Source organism: Sinomonas sp. ASV322, from assembly GCF_030908245.1.
Lineage (GTDB): Bacteria > Actinomycetota > Actinomycetes > Actinomycetales > Micrococcaceae > Sinomonas.
Genome location: NZ_JAVFJJ010000009.1, coordinates 97328 through 117378, shown reverse-complemented (window position 1 = coordinate 117378; position 20051 = coordinate 97328). Strand labels below are relative to the sequence as shown.

The 20051-nt window shown below is 69.8% G+C and carries 12 protein-coding genes and 1 tRNA gene; 10 read left to right on the top strand and 3 right to left on the bottom strand.

Annotated features, from left to right (window positions below):
* Positions 1–98 precede the first annotated feature (98 nt).
* From RBS12_RS13390 to RBS12_RS13380, 3 genes are read left to right on the top strand one after another with little or no spacing between them, the layout of a single operon-like run.
* On the top strand, positions 99–509 hold the full coding sequence (locus RBS12_RS13390; RefSeq protein WP_307966612.1) for an MGMT family protein: 411 nt from the start codon (positions 99–101) through the stop codon (positions 507–509).
* Positions 506–3781, top strand: a complete 3276-nt coding sequence (locus RBS12_RS13385; RefSeq protein ID WP_307966611.1) for an ATP-dependent DNA helicase — start codon at positions 506–508, stop codon at positions 3779–3781. Before RBS12_RS13390 ends, RBS12_RS13385 begins: the two co-directional genes overlap by 4 nt.
* Positions 3778–7221, top strand: coding sequence for an ATP-dependent DNA helicase (locus RBS12_RS13380; RefSeq protein WP_307966610.1), 3444 nt, complete (start codon positions 3778–3780; stop codon positions 7219–7221). The genes RBS12_RS13385 and RBS12_RS13380 overlap by 4 nt, the downstream gene beginning before the upstream one ends.
* Here the strand turns inward: RBS12_RS13380 and RBS12_RS13375 are convergent.
* A complete protein-coding gene (locus RBS12_RS13375) occupies positions 7199–8557 on the bottom strand; it encodes a macrolide 2'-phosphotransferase (RefSeq protein WP_373886521.1) in 1359 nt (452 codons plus the stop codon). The two genes, RBS12_RS13380 and RBS12_RS13375, sit on opposite strands and share 23 nt — an antisense overlap.
* 41 nt (positions 8558–8598) lie before the next feature.
* On the opposite strand from RBS12_RS13375, the gene nudC reads away from it, so the two are divergent.
* Genes nudC through RBS12_RS13355 form a run of 4 tightly spaced genes read left to right on the top strand, consistent with a single transcriptional unit; the run spans position 8599 to position 12552 of the window.
* On the top strand, positions 8599–9702 hold the full coding sequence (gene nudC / locus RBS12_RS13370) for an NAD(+) diphosphatase (protein WP_307966609.1): 1104 nt from the start codon (positions 8599–8601) through the stop codon (positions 9700–9702).
* On the top strand, positions 9699–11810 hold the full coding sequence (locus tag RBS12_RS13365; protein WP_307966608.1) for an ATP-dependent DNA helicase UvrD2: 2112 nt from the start codon (positions 9699–9701) through the stop codon (positions 11808–11810). Before nudC ends, RBS12_RS13365 begins: the two co-directional genes overlap by 4 nt.
* A complete protein-coding gene (locus tag RBS12_RS13360) occupies positions 11800–12345 on the top strand; it encodes a M48 family metallopeptidase (RefSeq protein WP_307966607.1) in 546 nt (181 codons plus the stop codon). Before RBS12_RS13365 ends, RBS12_RS13360 begins: the two co-directional genes overlap by 11 nt.
* A 9-nt stretch (positions 12346–12354) precedes the next feature.
* Positions 12355–12552: a hypothetical protein gene (locus RBS12_RS13355; protein ID WP_307966606.1), complete on the top strand. Its 198-nt coding sequence runs from the start codon at positions 12355–12357 to the stop codon at positions 12550–12552.
* A gap of 86 nt (positions 12553–12638) precedes the next feature.
* Here the strand turns inward: RBS12_RS13355 and RBS12_RS13350 are convergent, their stop codons facing one another.
* Positions 12639–14099, bottom strand: coding sequence for a zinc-dependent metalloprotease (locus tag RBS12_RS13350; protein WP_307966605.1), 1461 nt, complete (start codon positions 14097–14099; stop codon positions 12639–12641).
* Positions 14100–14305: 206 nt separating this feature from the next.
* Between RBS12_RS13350 and RBS12_RS13345 the strand changes: the two genes are divergently transcribed.
* From RBS12_RS13345 to RBS12_RS13335, 3 genes are all read left to right on the top strand, one after another.
* The gene (locus tag RBS12_RS13345) at positions 14306–15478 is read left to right on the top strand and encodes a S16 family serine protease (RefSeq protein WP_307966604.1); all 1173 of its coding nucleotides are present in this window, start codon (positions 14306–14308) and stop codon (positions 15476–15478) included.
* 145 nt (positions 15479–15623) lie between these two features.
* Entirely contained in the window at positions 15624–18629 is a 3006-nt protein-coding gene (locus tag RBS12_RS13340) for a UPF0182 family protein (RefSeq protein ID WP_307966603.1), read from the top strand.
* 115 nt (positions 18630–18744) lie between these two features.
* A tRNA-Met gene (locus tag RBS12_RS13335) sits at positions 18745–18818 on the top strand.
* Between the two features lie 245 nt (positions 18819–19063).
* On the opposite strand, the gene RBS12_RS13330 is transcribed toward RBS12_RS13335, so the two are convergent.
* Positions 19064–20026 carry an Lrp/AsnC family transcriptional regulator gene (locus RBS12_RS13330; RefSeq protein ID WP_307966602.1) on the bottom strand — a complete coding sequence of 321 codons (963 nt, stop codon included), beginning with the start codon at positions 20024–20026 and terminating at the stop codon, positions 19064–19066.
* Between the last annotated feature and the right edge of the window lie 25 nt (positions 20027–20051).

The window sequence follows — 20051 nt, the reverse complement described above, 5'->3', positions numbered from 1 at the left end:
GAGTCGCGCCGTTGCTGATGGGCCCCGTCTGAACCTGACTCCGCCTCCACCCGCATGGCGCACCGGCAGCACGAGCGGCACACCCTAGGCTGGTGGGCATGCGGGACGAGTACGTTGAGGCGGTGTTGGCCGTCGTCGACCTTGTCCCATCCGGAACAGTCCTCGCCTACGGCGACGTCGCCGAGCTGCTTGGGGCGGGCGGACCCCGCCAAGTCGGCTCGGTCATGTCCCACTACGGGGGACAGGCCGCCTGGTGGCGCGTCATCAAGGCGAACGGGGGCGCCCCCGAGGGGCACGAGCGCGAGGCGCTCGCCCGCTACATCGACGAGGGAACGCCGCTCCGCGGAACGCCCGGCGTCGGCTCGTGGCGCGTCGATATGGGCCGGGCCCGCTGGGCGCCCGACGACGGCGAACTCGACGCTGTCGACGCGGTCGCCGAAGCGCTCTGGGACCGGACTCACGGCCGGCACCGGAAAATGTCGGACCCCGATGGTGGGATCGAGCCATGACGGTTTTCGCGCCGACCATCCGCCATCACGAGACCAGCCACACCCAGCTCGGGCCAGAGGCTCCGCGCGTCGAAGCGCCGTCCCGCGACGCGGGCCTGACCCTCCTGCCGCCGTTGCCGCGGGCCTCGCGCTCAGGCCTCGACCCCTCGCCCGACCAGCGAGCCGTCATCGAGCTGCGCCAAGGAGTGGGTCCCGTGCTCGTGTGGGGCGCTCCGGGAACGGGCAAGAGCAGCGTGCTGGTTGAGGCAGCCGCCGTGCGGGTCGAGCGGGACGGCGTCGATCCCTCGCAGGTGCTGCTCGTGGCGCCGTCGAGGGCCGCATCGGCGCGCCTGCGCGACGGCTTCACCGCGCGGCTTGATCGCAGCCTCAGCTCGCCGCCTGCGCGCACGTGGCAGTCGTATGCCTTCGACCTCATCCGGCGCGCCCGCTCGGAGGGACGGATCGAGTGGCTTCCGCGCGCGCCGCGCCTCCTGTCCGGCGCCGAGCAGGACCTCATCATCAGGGAGCTGCTCGAAGGGCACGCCAAGACGGGCCGGGGGCCCGCGTGGCCCCGGGGCCTCGAATCGGCCCTCGGAACCCGCGGATTCCGGCACGAGGTGCGCGAGCTCGTCGACCGCGTCACGGAATACGGCACGACGGCGCATGAGCTCGCCGAGCTCGGGCGTCGCACCCAGAGACCCGAGTGGGAGGCCGCGGCGGAGCTCTTCCGCGAGTACCGCGACGTCCTCGAACTCCGCATGCCTGAGGCATTCGATCCCGCAGGCATCATCACAGCCGCCCGCCAGATCCTGCTCGACGACGCCGAACTCCTTGCGGCGGAGCGACGCAGGCTCGCGCTCTTGGTCGTCGACGACATCCAGGAGGCCAACCCGGCCGTGCTCGAACTCGTGTCTGTGCTCGGCGAAGGGCGGGACGTCATCGTGTCGGCGGCCCCCGACGTCGTCGTCCAGGGTTTTCGAGGCGCGCGCCCGGAGCTCGTATCGCGGCTCGGCGAACTGCTCGGCGGGCTGACCGAGGTGGCCTTGGCGACGTCGCACCGAATGCCTCCTGCAGTGTCGGTCGCATGGCAGGCCGTTGCGTCGCGCATCTCGGCCGTGCCCGGGGGCCAGAAGGCGCGGCAGCTCGAGCACGCCGAACTCGTCGATCCGCTCAGCGAAGTCGAAGCGCATGTCCTGCATTCGCCCATGCACGAGCTGCGATACGTCGCCCATCGGATTCAGGATGCCCACCTGCTCGGCGGGCTCGGCTACGGCGAGATCGCCATCATGGTGCGCTCGGGGGTCAAGCTCGCGCAGGCGCAGCGCTTCCTCGCCTCGCAGGGCATCCCCGTCAAGGTCCCGGTAGCGGAGACGGCCGTTCGCGACGAAGCTGCGGTGCGGCCGCTTCTCTCGGCCTATCGCGCCGTCGTCGATCCGAGCTCGCTGACCGCCGAGACGGTCGTTGAGCTCCTGATGTCGCGGATCGGCGGGGCCTCCGCGCTCGAGCTCCGGCGCCTGCGCCAATCCCTGCGCCAGCTCGAACTCTCTTCGGGCGGCGGGCGGGCGAGCGATGCCCTCCTCATCGAAGCGGTCGAGGCTCCCGGTGTGCTGGACGAGCTCGGCGTCGAGGGCCAGGCCGCGCGGAGGGTCGCGCGGATGCTCGAGCGGGGGAGAGCGGCCGCAGCAGAGCCAGGGGCGACGGCCGAGACCGTTCTGTGGGGCCTCTGGGACGCGGCGGCCCTCTGGCGGCGATGGTATTCGCTCGCCATCGGCGGCGGGCCCGTCGGCCTGCGAGCCGACCGCGATCTCGACGCCCTCATGGCCCTCTTCCACACGGCCGAGCGCTATGTGGACCGCCTCCCGGGGGCCTCGCCCGGGCAGTTCCTCGACTATCTCCTCGACCAGGAGATCCCCATGGACACCCTCGCGCCGCGCGCCCAGGCCGACGACGCCGTCGAACTCCTCACCCCGGCGAGCGCGGTGGGACGCGAGTGGCGCCTTGTGTTCGTCATCGGACTCCAAGACGGGGTGTGGCCCAACAATCGCCTTCGAGGGGAGCTCTTGGGCAGCACGATGTTCACGGACTGCCTCGAACTCGGTCCTGTCGAGGCGATGCTGGTGACCTCACGCTCGCGCCTTCGCGACATCCGGTACGACGAATTGCGCATGTTTTCGGCGGTCGTGTCCCGGGCCACGGAACGCCTGGTCTGCACGGGCGTGCGCTCGGAGGACGAGGTTCCCTCGTCGTTCCTCGACCTCATCGACCCCTTGCCCGACGGAAGAGCCGTTCGCCCGTACACCGATGTCCCACGCATGCTCGGGCTGCGGTCCCTCGTCGGCGAGCTGCGGCAATCGGCCGAGGAAGGCGGCCGAGATGCGGCCGACGCTGTCGCCCTGCTCGCGCGGCTCGCGCGCGCCGGAGCACCTGGGTCGCACCCCGACGACTGGTACGGGCTTGCGCCCCTGTCGAGCACAGGGCCCGTCGTTCCCGAGGGCCAGACGGTGTTCGTCTCGCCTTCGAAGGTCGAGACCGCCGCGAGGAACCCTCTCGACTGGTTCGTCTCGGCGGCGGGGGGCGAGGCTGCGACCGACTTCGCGCGCAGCCTCGGAACCCTTGTGCACGCGATCGCCCAGGACCTGCCGCGCGGAACGGCCGTGGAGTTCCACGCCGAACTCAAGCGCAGATGGCCAAGCCTGGGGCACCCGGATTCGTGGGAGGGGCGGCGCGAGTACGAGCGTGCCGGCGCGATGCTGCTCAAACTTGCCGAGTACGTGCGGGGTTCGGAACGGGAACTCGTCGGCGTCGAGCTGAATTTCGAGGCCGCGCTCGATGGGGTGGGCGCAGCCGAGATCTCCAAGCGGACCGTGATCCGCGGTCAGGTCGACCGGCTCGAGCGGGACGACGAGGGGCGCCTCGTCGTCGTCGACCTCAAGACCGGCAAGAGCAAGCCTCGGGCCGCGGACGTTCCGCGGCACGCCCAGCTTGCCGCGTACCAGGTGGCAGTCACCGCGGGTGCGTTCGAGGACGACGGCGGCGAGCGGCCCACGGGACAGGCCCGCCCGGGCGGTGCCGAGCTTGTGCAGCTCGGCGACACGGCGAAATCGGTGGCGATCCAACAGCAGCCGCCACTCGACGCGTCAGGCTGGGCGGTTGAGCTGGTGGAACAGGCGGCCGAGACCATGGCGGGTTCAGAGTTCGTCGCCAGGCATGAGCCGGGCTCCGGCTTTGCGGGCGGATGTCGGCTTCCAGACATCTGCCCGCTGTGCGCGCGGGGTCGGCAGGTGACCGAATGACCTCGGCTGGTGAGTCCCGAGAGCAGCGCGGCAAGGACCCGTCAGTCCAGGCCGAGTTACCTGAACCGAGATTCACCCCCGAAGAACTCGCGGAGCTCCTCGGGCAGCATCAGCCAACGGCCCAGCAATCGGAGATCATCTCCTCCCCGCTCGCGCCGAGGCTCGTGGTGGCGGGCGCGGGGTCCGGGAAGACGGCCACCATGGCCGATCGGGTCGTGTGGCTCGTGGCCAACGGATGGGTTCGCCCCGACGAGATCCTCGGCGTGACGTTTACCCGCAAGGCCGCGGGGGAGCTCTCGGCCCGCATCCGCTCGCAGCTCGCCAAACTCGCCCGCGCGGCAAGGAAACGCGGCATCGACGTGGCCCCCGAGGCGATCGACCCCGAGGCGCTGGATCCGAGCGTTTCGACCTACCATTCGTTCGCGAATACGGTGGTCCAGGATCACGGTCTGAGGATCGGCATCGAGCGAGACGCCGTGCTGCTCGGCGCGGCACAGTCCTGGCAGCTTGCGGCCACGGTCGTCGAAGCATACGACGGCGACATTTGGGAGGGCTTCCCTGCCAAGAGCACGCTCGTGGGCGCTGTCATGACGCTGGCCGCCGAATGCACGGAGCACCTCCAAGACCCGGGCAACGTCGAAGAATGGCTTCTCGGCGAATTCGGGCGATTCACTGAGCTTCCCCTTGTGGCCGAACGGGGCCGGGGTCCTTCGGCCGCGGCTGCGAAGCTTTCGGCAACCCTTCGCTCTCGGGCTGCGGTGGCTGGCCTCGTCGCCCGTTTCGCGGAGGCCAAAGCCCGGCGCGGCGCTCTCGATTACGGCGATCTCGTCGCGCTCGCGGCGCGGATCGCGCGCGACGTCCCGGAAGCCGGGCAGCTCGTGCGATCGCAATACCGAACAGTCCTCCTCGATGAGTTCCAGGACACGTCCTTTGCCCAGACCGTGCTCTTCTCGAAGCTCTTCGGCGACGGACATCCCGTCATGGCGGTCGGTGACCCCAACCAATCGATCTATGGCTTCCGCGGGGCATCGGCCGGCCAGCTTTCGACGTTCCCCGAGACGTTCCCCGAGATCCGCTCCGATGGGACGAGGTCGCGCGCGGCAGTGAGCCATCTGACGACCGCGTGGCGCAACAGCGTCACCGTCCTCGCGACCGCCAACACGGTCTCGCATCCACTCGGCCGCCCGGCGTCGTATGCGCGGGACTCGCGGACGGTCGAGGTCCGGACGCTCGAGGCCAGTCCCTTCGCGACCGACGGACGCGTGCTCGTCGGACGCTTCGCGGATGAGTCCCGCGAGGCCGCCGCGGTCGCGATCGAGCTGGAGGCCTTCGTCCGCGACCGAAGGCCTGGCCTTCCCACGCTTGCAGTCTTGTGCCGCAAGCGCGCGCAGTTCGAGCCGATCCGGCGCGAGTTCGAGCGGCGGGCAATCCCTTACGAGGTGGTGGGACTCGGCGGGCTCCTCGACACGCCGGAGATCATCGACGTCGTGAGCACGCTGCGCGTCATCGCGGATCCGGGGCGGTCGGACGCGCTCATGCGGCTCATGGCAGGGGCACGCTGGCGCATCGGCCCAGCGGACCTCATGGCGCTCGCGGATTGGTCGCGGCACCTCGCCGCGCGCAGAGCCCAGGCCGCCCGGCCCGCTGAGCAGGACCTCGACGCTCCAGGCGCGGCGGACGAAACGCTCGTCGAAGGAGATCTCGCGGATGTCGCGAGCCTCGTCGAGGCGATCGACCGGCTTCCTCGGCCGGGGTGGGTATCCGGCGCCGGCCGTACCGTGAGCGATGGGGCCTCTGCGCGTCTCGTGCGCCTCCGCGACGAGCTCCGAACGCTCCGGACCCTGAGTTCGGACGATCTCGGAACGCTCATCGCGCACGTCGAGCGTTCGCTGCTCCTCGACATCGAGCTCGCGGCCCGCCCGGGAGCGTCCGTGCATCACGCTCGGCGCAACCTCGACGCGTTCCAGGAAGCGGCGGCGTCGTTCCTCGCCCAGTCCACGTCGTCCGAGCTGCTTGCGTTCCTCTCGTGGCTCGACGCCGCCGCCGAGGAGGAATCGGGGCTAGACATCGCCCCCCACGAGCCGACGCCGGGTGCCGTCCAGCTCCTCACCGTGCACGCGTCGAAGGGACTCGAATGGGACGCCGTCGTCGTCGCCGGACTCAACCTTGGCGCCTTCCCGAGCGGGGGGAATGACCGATGGACGAGCGGACCAGCGGCGCTCCCATGGCCTCTGCGGGGCGACGTGCGGGAACTGCCGGAATGGGATACGGAGCAGCCCGACCAGAAGGGCTGGGTCGACGCCGAGAAGGCCTTCGCCGAGGACGCGACCGAGCACGCCGAGCGCGAAGAGCGGCGGCTCGCCTACGTCGCCTTCACACGGGCCAAGGACCTCCTGCTCGCTACGTGCAGCGCCTGGTCAGCTACGCGGGCCAAGCCCATGCAGCCCTCCCCCTTCCTTGTCGAGCTCCGGGACGCGGCGGCCGAGCGCGGCTTCACGGTCATCGAGTGGGTCGATGATGCCGAGCTTCCCGAGGACAATCCGCTCCACGCCGAGCCTGACTCCGCTGCCTGGCCCTACGATCCGCTCGAGGGACCGCTCGACGCGGCGTCGGGGCACCGCCTGAGCCTCGCGCCGGGCCGGAGGGCTCCACTTGAGCACGCGGCGGGCGCCGTCAGAGCGCAGCTCTCAGAGCCCGGCACGAGCGATCTTCCAGAGGGGGTCGGCGTGCCGGGCGCGGCAGGATTGCGGGCGACGGCGCGGCACTCGCCGAGGGCGCTCGGATGGGTTCGAGAGGCCGAGCTCCTCCTCACAGAGCACGGCCGTGCCGACGACGGCATGGGAGTTCGCCTGCCGGAGCACATTTCGGCCTCGGCCGTCGTCGCCCTGGGACAGGACGCCCAGGCGGTCGTCCGTCAGCTGCGGCGCCCGGTGCCCCGGCGTCCGGGCATGTCGGCGCGACGCGGGACGGCGTTCCACGCGTGGGTCGAGGAGTATTTCGCCCAGAGCGCGATGCTCGACCTCGAGGGCCTCGACCATGCCGACGATTTCGTCGATGAGGCTTATGACCTTCAGTCGTTCGTGGACGTGTTCAAGTCCTCGGAGTGGGCGCATCGCAGCCCGGCCTTCGTCGAGGTGCCGATCGAGACCCGGGTGGGACCCGTCGTCGTCCGTGGTCGGATCGATGCGGTGTTCCGCGACGCCGACGGAACGTGGGACCTCGTGGATTGGAAGACCGGCCGCGCCCCGAGCGGCCGAGACGCCGAGGCGCGCGCCGTGCAGCTCGCGGTGTACCGGCTTGCGTGGTCGCGCCTTCACGACGTCCCGCTAGATCGCGTGACGGCCGCGTTCTTCTATCTCGCGGACGGGAGGATCGTTCGCCCAGACCGCCTCGCGGGCGAGGCCGAGCTCGAGGAGCTCATCGCGTCGGTCCTTGGCTGATGTGCCCGTCGACGAGGGGGATCGCGTCCGTAGCGGGCTCCGCGTGGGCCGCGGGGATACCGCTGTGGAGCGGCAGGTCGGCTAGGGAATCGCGTGCGTCGTCCTCGTCCGTTCCCTCGTCGTGCGCTTCAGGCTCGGACGTCTCGCTGTCGTCGATCGGTGTGACTGTCACAGCTGGCGGGACGGCCACGGCTGGCGAGCCCGCCACGGCTGGCGGGACGGCCACGGCTGGCGAGGCCGCCACGGCTGGCGGGACGGCCACGGCTGGCGAGGCCCCGCCGTCGTCCATGCGCTCCGCGTCATGGGCTTGCTCGGCGTCCTCCGCCGCGTGCGCCGCATCCTCCGCCTCGATGTCGGCGGCAAGCTGCGCGAGCATGTCCTCGCCGTCCGCGGCTGCCTCGGCGTCGCCGAGGGTGAGCGCCTTGACGAGGTACTGGGCGAGCGCGAACTCGGCTGCCAGGGCCGCGCGGCGGAGCAGATGAGGGTCCACGGGCTCGTGCCGGGCTTCGTGATAGGCGGACACGACGGCATCGATGAACTCCGGCTCGTTCGACGCGACGAGCCACGCGAGGTCGTCCGCGGGATCACCGACCCGCAGATCGGTCCACCCGGTCACGGCGGTGACTCGTCCGTCGTCGACAAGCAGGTTGTCCTCGTGCAGGTCCCCGTGGACGACGGTCGGGCTGAACCGCCACATGCTGACGTCCTCGAGCGCGTTCTCCCAGCGACGCAGGAGGATGGGCGGGATCTTGCCCGTCGTCGCGGCCTGATCGAGCTCGTTGAGGCGGCGCTGGCGGAATTCGTTCGCGGAATATGCCGGGAGGTCGGCTCGGTCGACGAGCGAGTGGGGGAGCGAGTGGATTGCGGCGAGAGCACCGCCGATGTCCCGCACGAGACGCGTGCCGCCATGTGCGAGCCCGTCGAGCTCCCACACGGTGCCGGCAAGGTGAGTGTAGACGCAGGTCGTGAGGTTCCCGTGCCGCACGGTGCCCGCCACCGCGGGAAGCTGGAAGGGGAGTTCGGCACGAACACCGGGGCCGAACGCGCGGAGCACGAGCATCTCCGTCTCGAGCCGTGCGCTTGCTTCGCGGCCCCGAGGGGATCGGACGCGCCACCGCCGACCGTCGGTGCCCTCGAGGAGAGCCGAGTCGAAGTCCGTCGCGTCGTCCGGCGACGGACCGAAAGCCACGGGGTAGAGCCCGGGAACGGCGGCGGTCGCGAGGGCTGCAAGCTCCATGGGGGTACGTCTCACCCTGTCCACGGTAGCCCGCCCGGGCGGGCGGATCACGGGCTCTGCGCGGCGTGTCCCCGTCGCGATGTCCACAGGATCGCTCACGCGCGCATGCGACTGTCGGTGCGGCTCAGTACGGTAGGACTATGACGTCAGCCCCCGACTCTCTTCCAGCCGCCTCCCACGACGCTGCCGCCCAGGGCATCGCGACCGTGGGCTACGCGGCCGGCAACGGCACCCATCCGGTGGCAGGCGCCCTCGCGCCCACCCTTTTGCCAGTGCTGCCAGCGGCCCTCGACCGTCGCAGCGAGGCGCGCGCCGACGAGTCGTTCCTTCCCGGGGTGCTCCGCGGCGAGCGGACGGTCGCGGTCCTGATGGCCCAGCGGCGTGCGGCGATGCACGGCGATCGGCTCGTCCTGCTCCCCGTGAAGGGTCTCCCGGACGCATGGCTCGCAGGCCTCGTCGTCTACCTCGGCCGCGTCCCCCACGAGTCGGGCTTCGAACGCTCCGCGGGCGCCGACGTCGTGCTCGTCGTGCTGCCTGAGCCGGTAGAGCCCATCGCGGGCGTGATGTCGGAGCCTGCGGACCCCGGCGCTGAGCTTCTGCCCGACGGAACGCATTGGTCCGGCTTCCGCGAGGTCGGTGGCGCGATGCACCCGTTCGAAGCGGGCATCGTCCTCGAAGCGAACGCGATTGCGAACTGGCACGAATCACACCCCCTGTGCCCGCGCTGCGGGACACCGACCGATGTCGTGATGGGCGGCTGGGTCCGCCGGTGCCCGCGGGACGGCTCCGAGCACTTCCCTCGGACCGATCCGGCGATCATCGTCACGGTCGTCGGCCCCGACGGCCGCGTGCTTCTCGGCCACGGCGCGCGGATGCGTCCAACGATGTACTCGACCCTCGCGGGCTTCGTCGAACCGGGGGAGTCCCTCGAACAGGCAGTCATCCGCGAGATCGCCGAGGAGGTCGGCGTGCGCGTGACCGAGTGCCAGTACCTCGGCTCCCAGCCGTGGCCGTTCCCCGCGTCTCTCATGCTCGGGTTCACGGCGCGCACCGAGGACGCCGAGGCGCGGCCGGATGGCGAGGAAGTCCTGGACGCGCGCTGGTTCGACCGGGCAGAACTCGCGGCCGCCGTCTCCTCGGGCGAGATCAGCCTCCCGAGCCAGGCTTCGATTTCGCGTGCCCTCATCGAGCACTGGAACGGCGGGCCCATCGTGGAGCCGGCCGGGGACTCGGTGCGCGCATGACCGGGGACACCCTTTCGCTCGAAGACCGGCTCCTCGGCGGGCTCGACGACGAGCAGCGCGCCGTCGCGACGACGCTGCAGGGCCCGCTGTGCGTCCTCGCCGGCGCCGGAACGGGCAAGACCCGGGCCATCACGCACCGCATCGCCTATGGGGTCCACACGGGCGTGTACCAGCCCCAGCGGCTCCTCGCCGTGACCTTCACGTCTCGCGCGGCGGCCGAGATGCGCAGCCGCCTCCGCGATCTCGGGGCGGGCGGCGTCCAGGCGCGCACGTTCCACGCCGCGGCGCTCCGGCAGCTCCAGTACTTCTGGCCCCAAGCGGTCGGGGGACAGCTTCCCGGCCTCCTCGAGCACAAGGCCCAGGCCATCGCCGAGGCGGCCCGGCGACTGCGCATCACCGTTGACCGCGCCGCCATCCGTGATCTCGCGTCGGAGCTCGAATGGGCCAAGGTCTCGATGCTCACGCCCTCGACCTATCTCGAGGGCGCAACGGGTCGCGGCGAGCCCGGAGGCCTTCAGCCCGCGACGGTCGTGCGCCTGTTCCAGGCCTACGAGGACGTCAAGATCGATCGGAACCTCATCGACTTCGAGGACGTCCTGCTCATCACGGTCGGCATCCTCCAAGAAGACCCAAAGGTCGCTGCCGACGTGCGGGAGCAGTATCGGCATTTCGTCGTGGACGAGTACCAGGACGTCTCGCCGCTCCAGCAGCGGCTTCTCGCGCTCTGGCTTGGCGGCCGCGAGGAGCTGTGCGTCGTGGGCGACGCGAGCCAGACGATCTACTCCTTCACGGGGGCGACGTCGGCGCATCTCCTGGACTTCGCCAAGCACCACCCGGCCGCGACGGTCGTGAAGCTCGTGCGGGACTACCGCTCGACGCCCGAGGTCGTCGCGCTCGCCAACCGGCTGCTCGCGGCCCGGCGGAGCGCGGGGCCGGCCGCCGACCGACTGTGGGCCGAACCGCTCAGCCTTGTCGCGCAGCGCCCCGGCGGACCCGAACCGGAGTTCGTCGAATGCGGCGACGACGAGGCGGAGGCCACGACGGTCGCCCGCCGGATCGCGGAGCTCATCGCCTCGGGCACGGAGCCGAAGGACGTCGCGGTCCTGTTCCGCACGAACGGGCAATCGGAGGCGTTCGAACAAGCACTTTCCGCTGCCGGCATCGGGTACCAGCTCCGGGGCGGCGAACGCTTCTTCAACCGCCGCGAGGTCCGTGACGCGCTCCTGACGTTGCGGTCGGCGGCGCGCGCCCAGCCCGCGGGCGTGCCGCTCGGCCAGTCGGTGCGGGATGTCCTCTCCTCGCTCGGCTATTCGGATGCGGCCCCGAGCGGGAGCGGTGCGACACGCGAACGCTGGGAATCGCTCTCCGCCCTCGTCTCCCTCGCCGACGAGCTCTCGGGGAGCCGCGGCGATGACTTCGGGATGCCCGAGTTCGTGCTCGAGCTCCACGAGCGGTCGACGGCGCAGCACGCCCCCGCCGTCCAGGGCGTGACCCTCGCGTCGCTCCACGCGGCGAAGGGCCTCGAATGGGACGCCGTGTTCCTCGTCGGCCTCAGTGAAGGGCTCGTGCCGATTTCGTTCGCGGACACCCCGGCGACCGTCGACGAAGAGCGTCGCCTCCTCTACGTCGGCATCACGCGCGCGCGGCATTTCCTGCACCTCTCATGGTCGCTCTCGCGGACGCCGGGAGGCCGCGCGCACCGGCGCCCGTCGCGGTTCCTTGACGGCCTGCGTCCGGGGACAATGCGGACGACGACGGCGCCCGGGGGCGGCGCATCAACGCGGCGCCGTCGCGAATACCAGGGTCCCGCGACGTGCCGCGTGTGCGGGACGGTGCTTGACACCGGAGCCGAGCGGAAGCTCGGCCGATGCGCCAACTGCCCGCCGACCTACGACGAGTCGACGTTCGAATCCCTTCGTGCCTGGCGGCTCGAGCGGGCGAGGGAGGCGGACGTCCCGGCCTTCGTCGTCTTCACGGACGCGACCCTCACGGCGATCGCGGAAGCGAAGCCCGAGAGCCTCGCGGATCTCGCCAAGGTCGCTGGCGTCGGCAAGGCCAAGCTCGAGCGCTACGGCGACGCGGTCCTGGAGCTGCTCCGTGGCGCGTGAGGGGTCTGGCCCGCCCATCGAAGTCCGCCGCTCTGCCCGGCGCCGGAAGACCGTGAGCGCGTTCTGGGAGGGCGGCACCGCCGTCGTCGCGATCCCCGCACGATTCAGCAAGAGCGAAGAGGAACACTGGGTGCGGCGCATGGTGGAGCGGCTCGAGAAGGATGCCGCGCGCCGCTCGGGGCAACGGACTGACACCGAGCTCATGGCCAAGGCCGCTGAGCTGTCGGCGCGCTATCTCGCGGGCCGAGCCCAGCCCGCGACGGTCAGGTGGGTCACGAACCAGAATTCGCGGTGGGGCTCGTGCACGCCGGCGGAACGCAGCATCAGGCTCTCCCACGAGCTTCAGGAGATGCCGCAGTGGGTCATCGACTACGTCCTCGTCCACGAGCTTGCGCATCTCCTCGTCCACGGGCACACCGCGGACTTCTGGGCGCTCGTCGACGGCTATCCCCGAAGCGCCGAGGCGAAGGCGTTCCTCGCCGGGGTGTCCTTCGCTACGTCGCGGGGCCTTACCGGCGGGACGGCTCCGGCCTAGAATCTCGCCATGAGCGAGCTTCCTGCCAGTTACAAGAAGTACCTCGAAGGCCGCGACGAGTCGTTCGTCGAGACGATCCGGCCCGTTCTGCTCCAGTCCGCCGCCGAGGCCGAAATGGGCGTGCGCGTCGTCATCGACCCGCACGTCCTGCAGGCGCATCTCGACGAGCACATACCGTATGGCCAGATCATCGAAGACATCGACTGACGGAACTGTCGTCTGACGGAACCGCCCCGGCGCCCGCTCGCAGCGGGCACCGGGGCGGTTCCGTCCCAGAAAGGCGCGACGGCGGGCTAGTGTCCCGCCGTCGGCTCGTCGCCGCCGTCGTCGGTCTTCGGTCCCGTGCCGGGCGCCGGACCTTCGCCGGTTTCCTCGGGCCCGGCCTCGCCGGCAGCACCATCGGACGGCGCGTCGAAACCGCCCGAGAGGAGCTTCTCGAGGGCCGCGTCCACCTCGGTTTCCTGTGCCTCCGCGGCCTTGCGTCGCGCGCTGAAACCGGCCGGATCATCGAGGTCATCGGCGGTGGGGAGGAGATCGGGGTGCCGCCAGATGGCGTCCCGGCCGCTGATCCCGCGTTCGTCCTGGAGGGAGGCCCACAGCTCGGCCGCGTCGCGGAGCCTGCGGGGGCGCAGCTCAAGCCCGACGAGCGAGGCGAACGCATGCTCGGCGGGGCCGCCCGTCGCTCGCCGCCGCCTCACGGCTTCGCGGAGTGCCGGCGCCGAGGGGAGGACGCCGCTCGTCGCCGCTGCGGTGAGTTCGTCGACCCAGCCCTCGACGAGCGCGAGCGCCGTCTCGAGCTTGGCGAGTGCGGCGTCCTGCTGGGGCGTCCGCTCGGGCATGAAGACGCCGCCCTGGAGTGCTTCCTGGATCGACTCGGGGTTCCGGGGGTCGACCTCGCGGGCGACTTCCTCGATGCGTGAGACGTCGATGTGGATGCCGCGCGCGTAATCCTCGACGGCGCCGAGGAGGTGGCCGCGCAGCCACGGCACGTGCATGAAGAGGCGCGCGTGCGCGGCCTCGCGGACGGCGAGGTACAGACGCACGTCTCCCTCGGGGAGGCCGAGGCCCTCGCCGAACTTCGCGACGTTCGCGGGCAGGAGCGCCATCTCGAGGTCGACGAGGGGCACGCCGACGTCGGACGCGCTCACGACTTCGCCCGAGAGGGCGCCGATCGCGGCGCCGAGCTGCATGCCGAAGATCGCGCCGCCCATGTTCTGCAGCATCGACGTCGCGCCGCCGAGCATGCCCTTCATCTCCTCGGGCAGCTGCTCGGTGATCGCCGTCGAGAGGGCGGACGCCACGCTGTTGGCGACGGGTTCGGTGAGGCGCCGCCACGTGCCCATGGTCGCCTCGATCCATTCCGCGCGAGACCAGCCGCGGCCGATGAGGCCTGTGGACGGGAAGTCGGTCACGTTGTCGAGCCACAGCTCGGCGAGGCGCAGCGCCTCGTCGACGCCACGGTTCTGGACGGCCGAGACGGACGGGTCGGACGTCGATGCCGCGGTCCGGCGCGCATGCTCGTGGGCGAGCTGCCAGTTGACGGGGCCGTCTCCGGCAGACGACGCCATCATCGACTGGACCTGTTCGAACATCTGCTGGAGGAGCGCGGGGTCGTCCGGAAGCCCGGCCGCCTTCGCGATCTCGGCTGGGTCGACGCCCTCGAGTCCTTCCCCGCCCATGAGCTTGGCGAAGAGCTCGGCGAGGGGATCCTGGGGTTCCTCGCCGTGGCCTTGGGGCTTGTCCGGAGTGGTCATGATGCCGCCGATCACTGGATGGAACAGTCAACCTCACGGTACCTCGGCGGCGCGTGGCTGTCTCGGCGGCGCCTGCCCCTTTCGCTGTCGGCACATCGCCCTCGGCGCGGGCGGGTGCCGGGGCGCCGGAGGTGCCCGTGGAGACTACGCTGGATGCGAGCCACCTATGTCGAGCACGAGCGGCCTCCGCCGCGGAAAGGCGCCGCGTGAGCAGCAGCGTCACCCCTCCCGAGCGCGCCCCCGAGAGCCTGCCTTTGGAGGGCCTGGGCGGGGGAGAACCAGCGGACGACGGCGGGCTCCCGCGGCTTCGGCGTGCGCGGAGGGGGCCCTCCACGGGGCGTGGAGTGGTCGCCATCGTCTCGGGGACGGTCGCGCTTGCGCTGGTCGCCGTGGTGTGGGCCATGCCGGTTCCGTACGTCGTCGAGCGTCCCGGGCCGGTGTACAACACGCTGGGGTCCGCGGGCGGCAAGGACGTCATCTCCATCCAGGGCCACGAGACGTACCCCGCGCACGGGGCCCTCGATCTCACGACCGTCTACGTCGAGGGCGGACCCAACTCAGACGTCAGCCTTCTCGGGCTCGTGCGGGCGGCCTTCGATCCCACCGAGTCCATCACTCCCGTCGACACGCTCTATCCGAAGGGCGTCACGCGCCAGCAGGTCGCCCAGGAGAACACCGTCGAAATGCAGAGTTCTCAGGACAATGCAGTCGCGGCGGCGCTCAAGGAGCTCGCCATCCCGTTCACGCAGCGGATCAAGGTGGCGGGGCTCGTCACCAACTCGGCCTCGGCAGGCAAGCTCGAGCCCCACGATACGATCGTGACGGTCGCAGGGCAGACCGTCGATTCGCTCAGCACGATCCAGAAGCTCGTCGCGGCGTCCCAGGGCAAGCCCCTCGACGTCGGCTTCGAGCGCGACGGCACCCAGCACACGGTCTCGATCACGCCGCGGGATGCGGGCCAGGGGAAGTACCTGCTCGGCTTCACGGTGACCTACGCATTCACGTTCCCCTTCACGGTCGACTTCGCCCTCGACAAGGTCGGCGGCCCAAGCGCCGGCATGATGTTCGCCCTCGGGATCATCGACAAGCTCACGCCCGGGGACCTCACGGGCGGCAAGCAGATCGCGGGCACGGGGACTATCGATCCGACCGGCTCGGTCGGCGAGATCGGGGGGATCGTCCAAAAGATGAACGGAGCCCGGCGCGAGGGGGCGACGCTCTTCCTCGCTCCGGCCGGCAACTGCGGCGAGGTGGTCGGGCGCATCCCCGACGGGCTCGCCGTCGTCCGGGTCGACACACTCGACGGTGCGCGCCGAGCCGTCGATTCGTATGCGCACGGTGCGGATCCGGCAAGCCTCCCGCAATGTACCAAGGGCTGACCGTCTCCGAATCGTTACCGGGAGCGGAGCTTGACGAGGGAACTCCCGATGCGAGCGGACCGTGCTTGACTTAGGCGGAGCGCGGGGAGCGCCCCGCGCCATCGCGCACACCTGATGAATTCAAGATCCGAGTGAAGAGGTAGCCGTGACATCCCGTCCCGAAGGCACCAGTCCACGCCCCCTGAGGAAGAGGCGCGGGCCCCTTCTTCCGACGATCGTCATTGCGATCGTGCTCGTGGTCGGCTTCGTCTTCTTCGCCCAAGTGTGGTCCGACGTGCTGTGGTACCAGCAGCTCGGCTTCATCCAGGTCTTCGTGACGCAGAACCTCGCCCGCGGCGCCGTGTTCCTCGTCGGGGCGCTCGGGATGGGTCTGGCCATCTATGCGTCGATCAAGCTCGCGTACCGTGCGCGCCCGGTCTACGCCCCGAACGGGGGCCCGCCGGACGCGCTGAGCCGCTACCAGGCGCAGCTCGAGCCGATCCGCCGGATCGTCATGGCGGGGGTTCCGATCGTCTTCGGGCTCTTCGCGGGCGCCGCCGCGGCGAGCCAGTGGCAGAAGGCCGCGCTCTTCTTCAGCCAGGTCCCGTTCGGTCAGACGGATCCCCAGTTCGGGCTGGATCTGAGCTTCTATCTCTTCACCCTGCCGTTCCTCGGCACGCTCGTCGGCTATCTGCTTGGCGTCGTCGTCATTTCCGGGATCGCGGGGCTCCTGACCCACTACCTGTACGGTTCGATCCGCATCAGCGAACGCGGTATCTACACGGCGCGCGTGGCCCAGCTGCACCTTGCTGTGAGCGGCGCCCTGCTGGTCCTCCTCATCGCCGTGAACTTCTGGCTCGACAGGTACGGAACGCTTCAGAACTCGTACACGCGCTGGGCCGGCGCGATGTACACGGATGTCAACGCGGTCATCCCGACCAAGGCGATCCTCGCGATCGCGGCAGGCATCGTCGCGATCCTGTTCATCGTCGCCGCGGTCATCGGGCGGTGGCGGCTGCCGCTCATCGGCACCGCGATGCTCGTCATCACGGGGATCTTCGCGGGCGGGGTCTACCCCTGGGTCATCCAGCAGTTCCAGGTGACGCCGTCGGAGAAGACCCTCGAAGCGCCGTATATCGACCGGACCATCAAGCTCACGCGCGAGGCCTACGGCCTCGACAGCGTCGAAGTCAGCGCGTACAACGCGACCACGACGGCGGCACCCGGGGCGCTCCAGCCGGACGCGCAGACAACGCAGAACATCCGGCTTCTCGACCCGACGCTCATCTCGTCGACGTTCCAGCAGCTTGAGCAGTATCGCCCGTACTACCAGTTCTCGCCGATGCTCAACGTGGACCGCTACAGCGTGAACAACGCGAACCAGGACACCGTGATCGCCGTGCGCGAGCTCAACCTGAGCGGCCTGAGCCCGAACCAGCAGTCGTGGTACAACACGCACATCGTCTACACGCACGGCTACGGAGTGGTCGCGGCGTACGGCAACAAGGCGACCGCCGATGGAAAGCCGCAGTTCCTTCAGTCCGGCATCCCCACGACCGGTGTCCTCGGCTCCGAGGACACGTACCAGCCCCGCATCTACTTCGGCCAGTATTCGCCCGACTACTCGGTCGTCGGTGCGTCGTCCGGCGCGCAGCCGCGCGAGCAGGACAAGCCGCAGGGCAGCCAGGGCGACACCCTGTACACGTACACGGGCAACGGCGGTCCCAACGTCGGCAATCTCTTCAACCGCCTCATCTACGCCCTCAAGTTCCAGAGCACGGACCTCCTGTTCTCCGACGGCGTGAACGACAAGTCGCAGATCCTCTACAACCGGGAACCGCGTGACCGCGTGCAGAAGGTCGCGCCGTACCTCACACTCGACGGCACGGTGTACCCCGCGATCGTGGACGGCAAGGTCAAGTGGATCGTGGACGGCTACACGACGAGCCAGTACTTCCCCTACTCGCAGCAGCAGCAGCTCCAGCAGGTCACGACTGATTCGCAGACCGGCGCTGGCCGGAACACGGCGCTTCCGCCCTCGTCGGTCAACTACATCCGCAACTCGGTCAAGGCGACTGTCGATGCGTTCGACGGTTCCGTGACGCTGTACGCGTGGGACGACCAGGACCCCGTGCTCAAGACCTGGGAGAAGGTCTTCCCCTCCACGGTCAAGCCCCTCTCCGAGATGTCCGGTTCCCTCATGAGCCACGTGCGCTACCCCGAGGACCTCTTCAAGGTCCAGCGCGAGCTCTTGGCCCGCTACCACGTGACGGATCCCGCGAGCTTCTACCAGAACGACGACGTGTGGAGCGTCCCGAACGACCCGGCGCCAGACAAGTCGAGCAGCAAGCAGCCGCCGTACTACATGTCTCTTCAGATGCCGGACCAGAAGACGCCGGCGTTCCAGCTCACGTCGAGCTACATTCCCCAGACGGTCGAGCCGGGCAAGTCGCGTGAGGTCATGTACGGCTTCCTCGCGGCGGATTCCGACGCCGGCAGCAAGACGGGGGTCAAGGGCCCCGAGTACGGCAAGCTGAGGCTCCTGAGGCTTCCCACCGATACGACCGTGCCGGGCCCCGGCCAGGTGCAGTCGCGCTTCGACTCGGATCCTTCTGTCTCGACATCGCTCAACCTGCTCCGCCAGGGCGCGTCGAAGGTCCAGAACGGCAACCTGCTCACCCTTCCCGTGGGCGGCGGGCTCCTGTACGTCGAGCCGGTCTACGTCCAGTCGACGGGCTCGACCTCATACCCGACGCTGCAGCGGGTCCTCGTCGCGTTCGGCGACAAGGTCGGATTCGCCCCCACGCTCGACGATGCCCTCAAGAGCCTCTTCGGCGGAAACTCGGGCGCGTCCGCGGGCGATGCGGGCACCAACCCGCAGAACCCGCCGCAGCAGACACCACCGCCGGCCGCGAGCGGCGCCACGGATCAGCTCAACCAGGCCCTCAAGGACGCCCAGCAGGCGCTCAAGGACAGCCAGTCCGCCCTGACGAGCGGAGACTTCGCGGCGTACGGCGCGGCGCAGAAGCGGCTCTCCGACGCGGTGACGCGCGCCCTCGACGCCGAGGCGAAGATTGCAGCGGCGCAGCAGGGGCAGGGCGGCGCGTCGTCCGGATCGTCGACGCCGTCGCCGAGCTCGTCCGCCACCCCGTCGCCGTCGCCGAGCAAGTAGTCACCAGAAGGCAGGGAGAAGCGCTGCGCGAGGGCCCGGCCGTGCTCGGGGGAGTGCGGCCGGGCGCTGGCCGATTTGGCTCCGCGTTCACTCGTTGGTAACCTCTTGAGTGCGCCGCGGGGTGGAGCAGTTCGGTAGCTCGCTGGGCTCATAACCCAGAGGTCGCAGGTTCAAATCCTGTCCCCGCAACAAAGTTCAGGCTCGGAGATCGTGGATCTCCGAGCCTGAACGTTTTTGAGATTTGATACGACTGGCAGAAACCGGCCCTGGGGAGTCGAAGCGCTCAACGGCACCATCAGCGAACCTGCGTGGCGCACCAAGCCCAGCTGGTACTTGATCGCCACCGACGATCGGATGATCCCGCCGCCTGCCCAGCACGCCATGGCCCAGCGCACCGGCGCCTCGCGATTGACACCTGGGATGTCGGGCCAGGGTCAGTGGCGGATGAGTCCGGTCCTCTTCACCGACGCCAAGAGTGGAGTGATGTCGATCGAGCGTGCCGACTCCAGCGGCCCTGCAGTGTCGGTGAGGAAGGTGTAGAGAGCGTCGAGATCGGCCGTGGCTACGGCGACCAGGAGGTTCGCCGGGCCGGTGGTCGCGGCACAGAACCGGACCAAGGGATGGCCGCTGAGTTGCTCGGCCACGGGGTTCAATGTCGCGGGCGGCATTGCGATCCAGAGCAGCGCTTCTGCCTGAGCACCCAGCAGCGCCAAGTCGACTTCGGTCGCCAGGCGCAGTATCTGGGCATCGAGCATGGCTTCCAACCGGCGCCGGACTGTGAGAGGCGTGGTGCCGACGCGGTCGGCGAGTTCGACGTACGAGGCGCGTCCGTCGGCCACGAGCTCGTCGGTCAAGGCCATGTCCAGGCTGTGCGCCCGGTAGGCCGCAGGCTCAGTGGCCGGGTGCACGGGCACGAGTTCGGCGTACTCGTGGGCTGTCAACAATCCTGCGGTCCAACGGAAGGCGGTCGGAAACACCCGCAGCAGTGTGTGGACGGTCCACGACTCGACCGCCTCGGTGGCGGGGAGGTCGCGCAGAAGCAGGTTGTTGCGCGACTCAGGATTGTCGAGGAAGAAGACGGCGGAGATCTCGTTGCCGCTGGCCAGGATGTCAACCCAGACCGTGTCACCTCTTTGGGACAGTGCCTGCGCGATCTGACGGATCTTGGTGGGACGGCAACCGATCCGAAGCGCGATCGGGACCATGCCAGCGACCAGGGCTGGGTTACGTACGGCGGTGGCCCGCAGGGTCCCATCGGCGTACAGCGTCGTCGCGCGGCGAATAACGGTCCGCTCCGATAGATCCAGAACCCGCCCCAACTCACGCCAGGAGATCCGCGGGGACGCGACCAGGGCGGCCGCGATCCGACGATCTTTTTCATCGAGTGAATGTCGCATATTCAGAAAATTTACTCCTCGATTC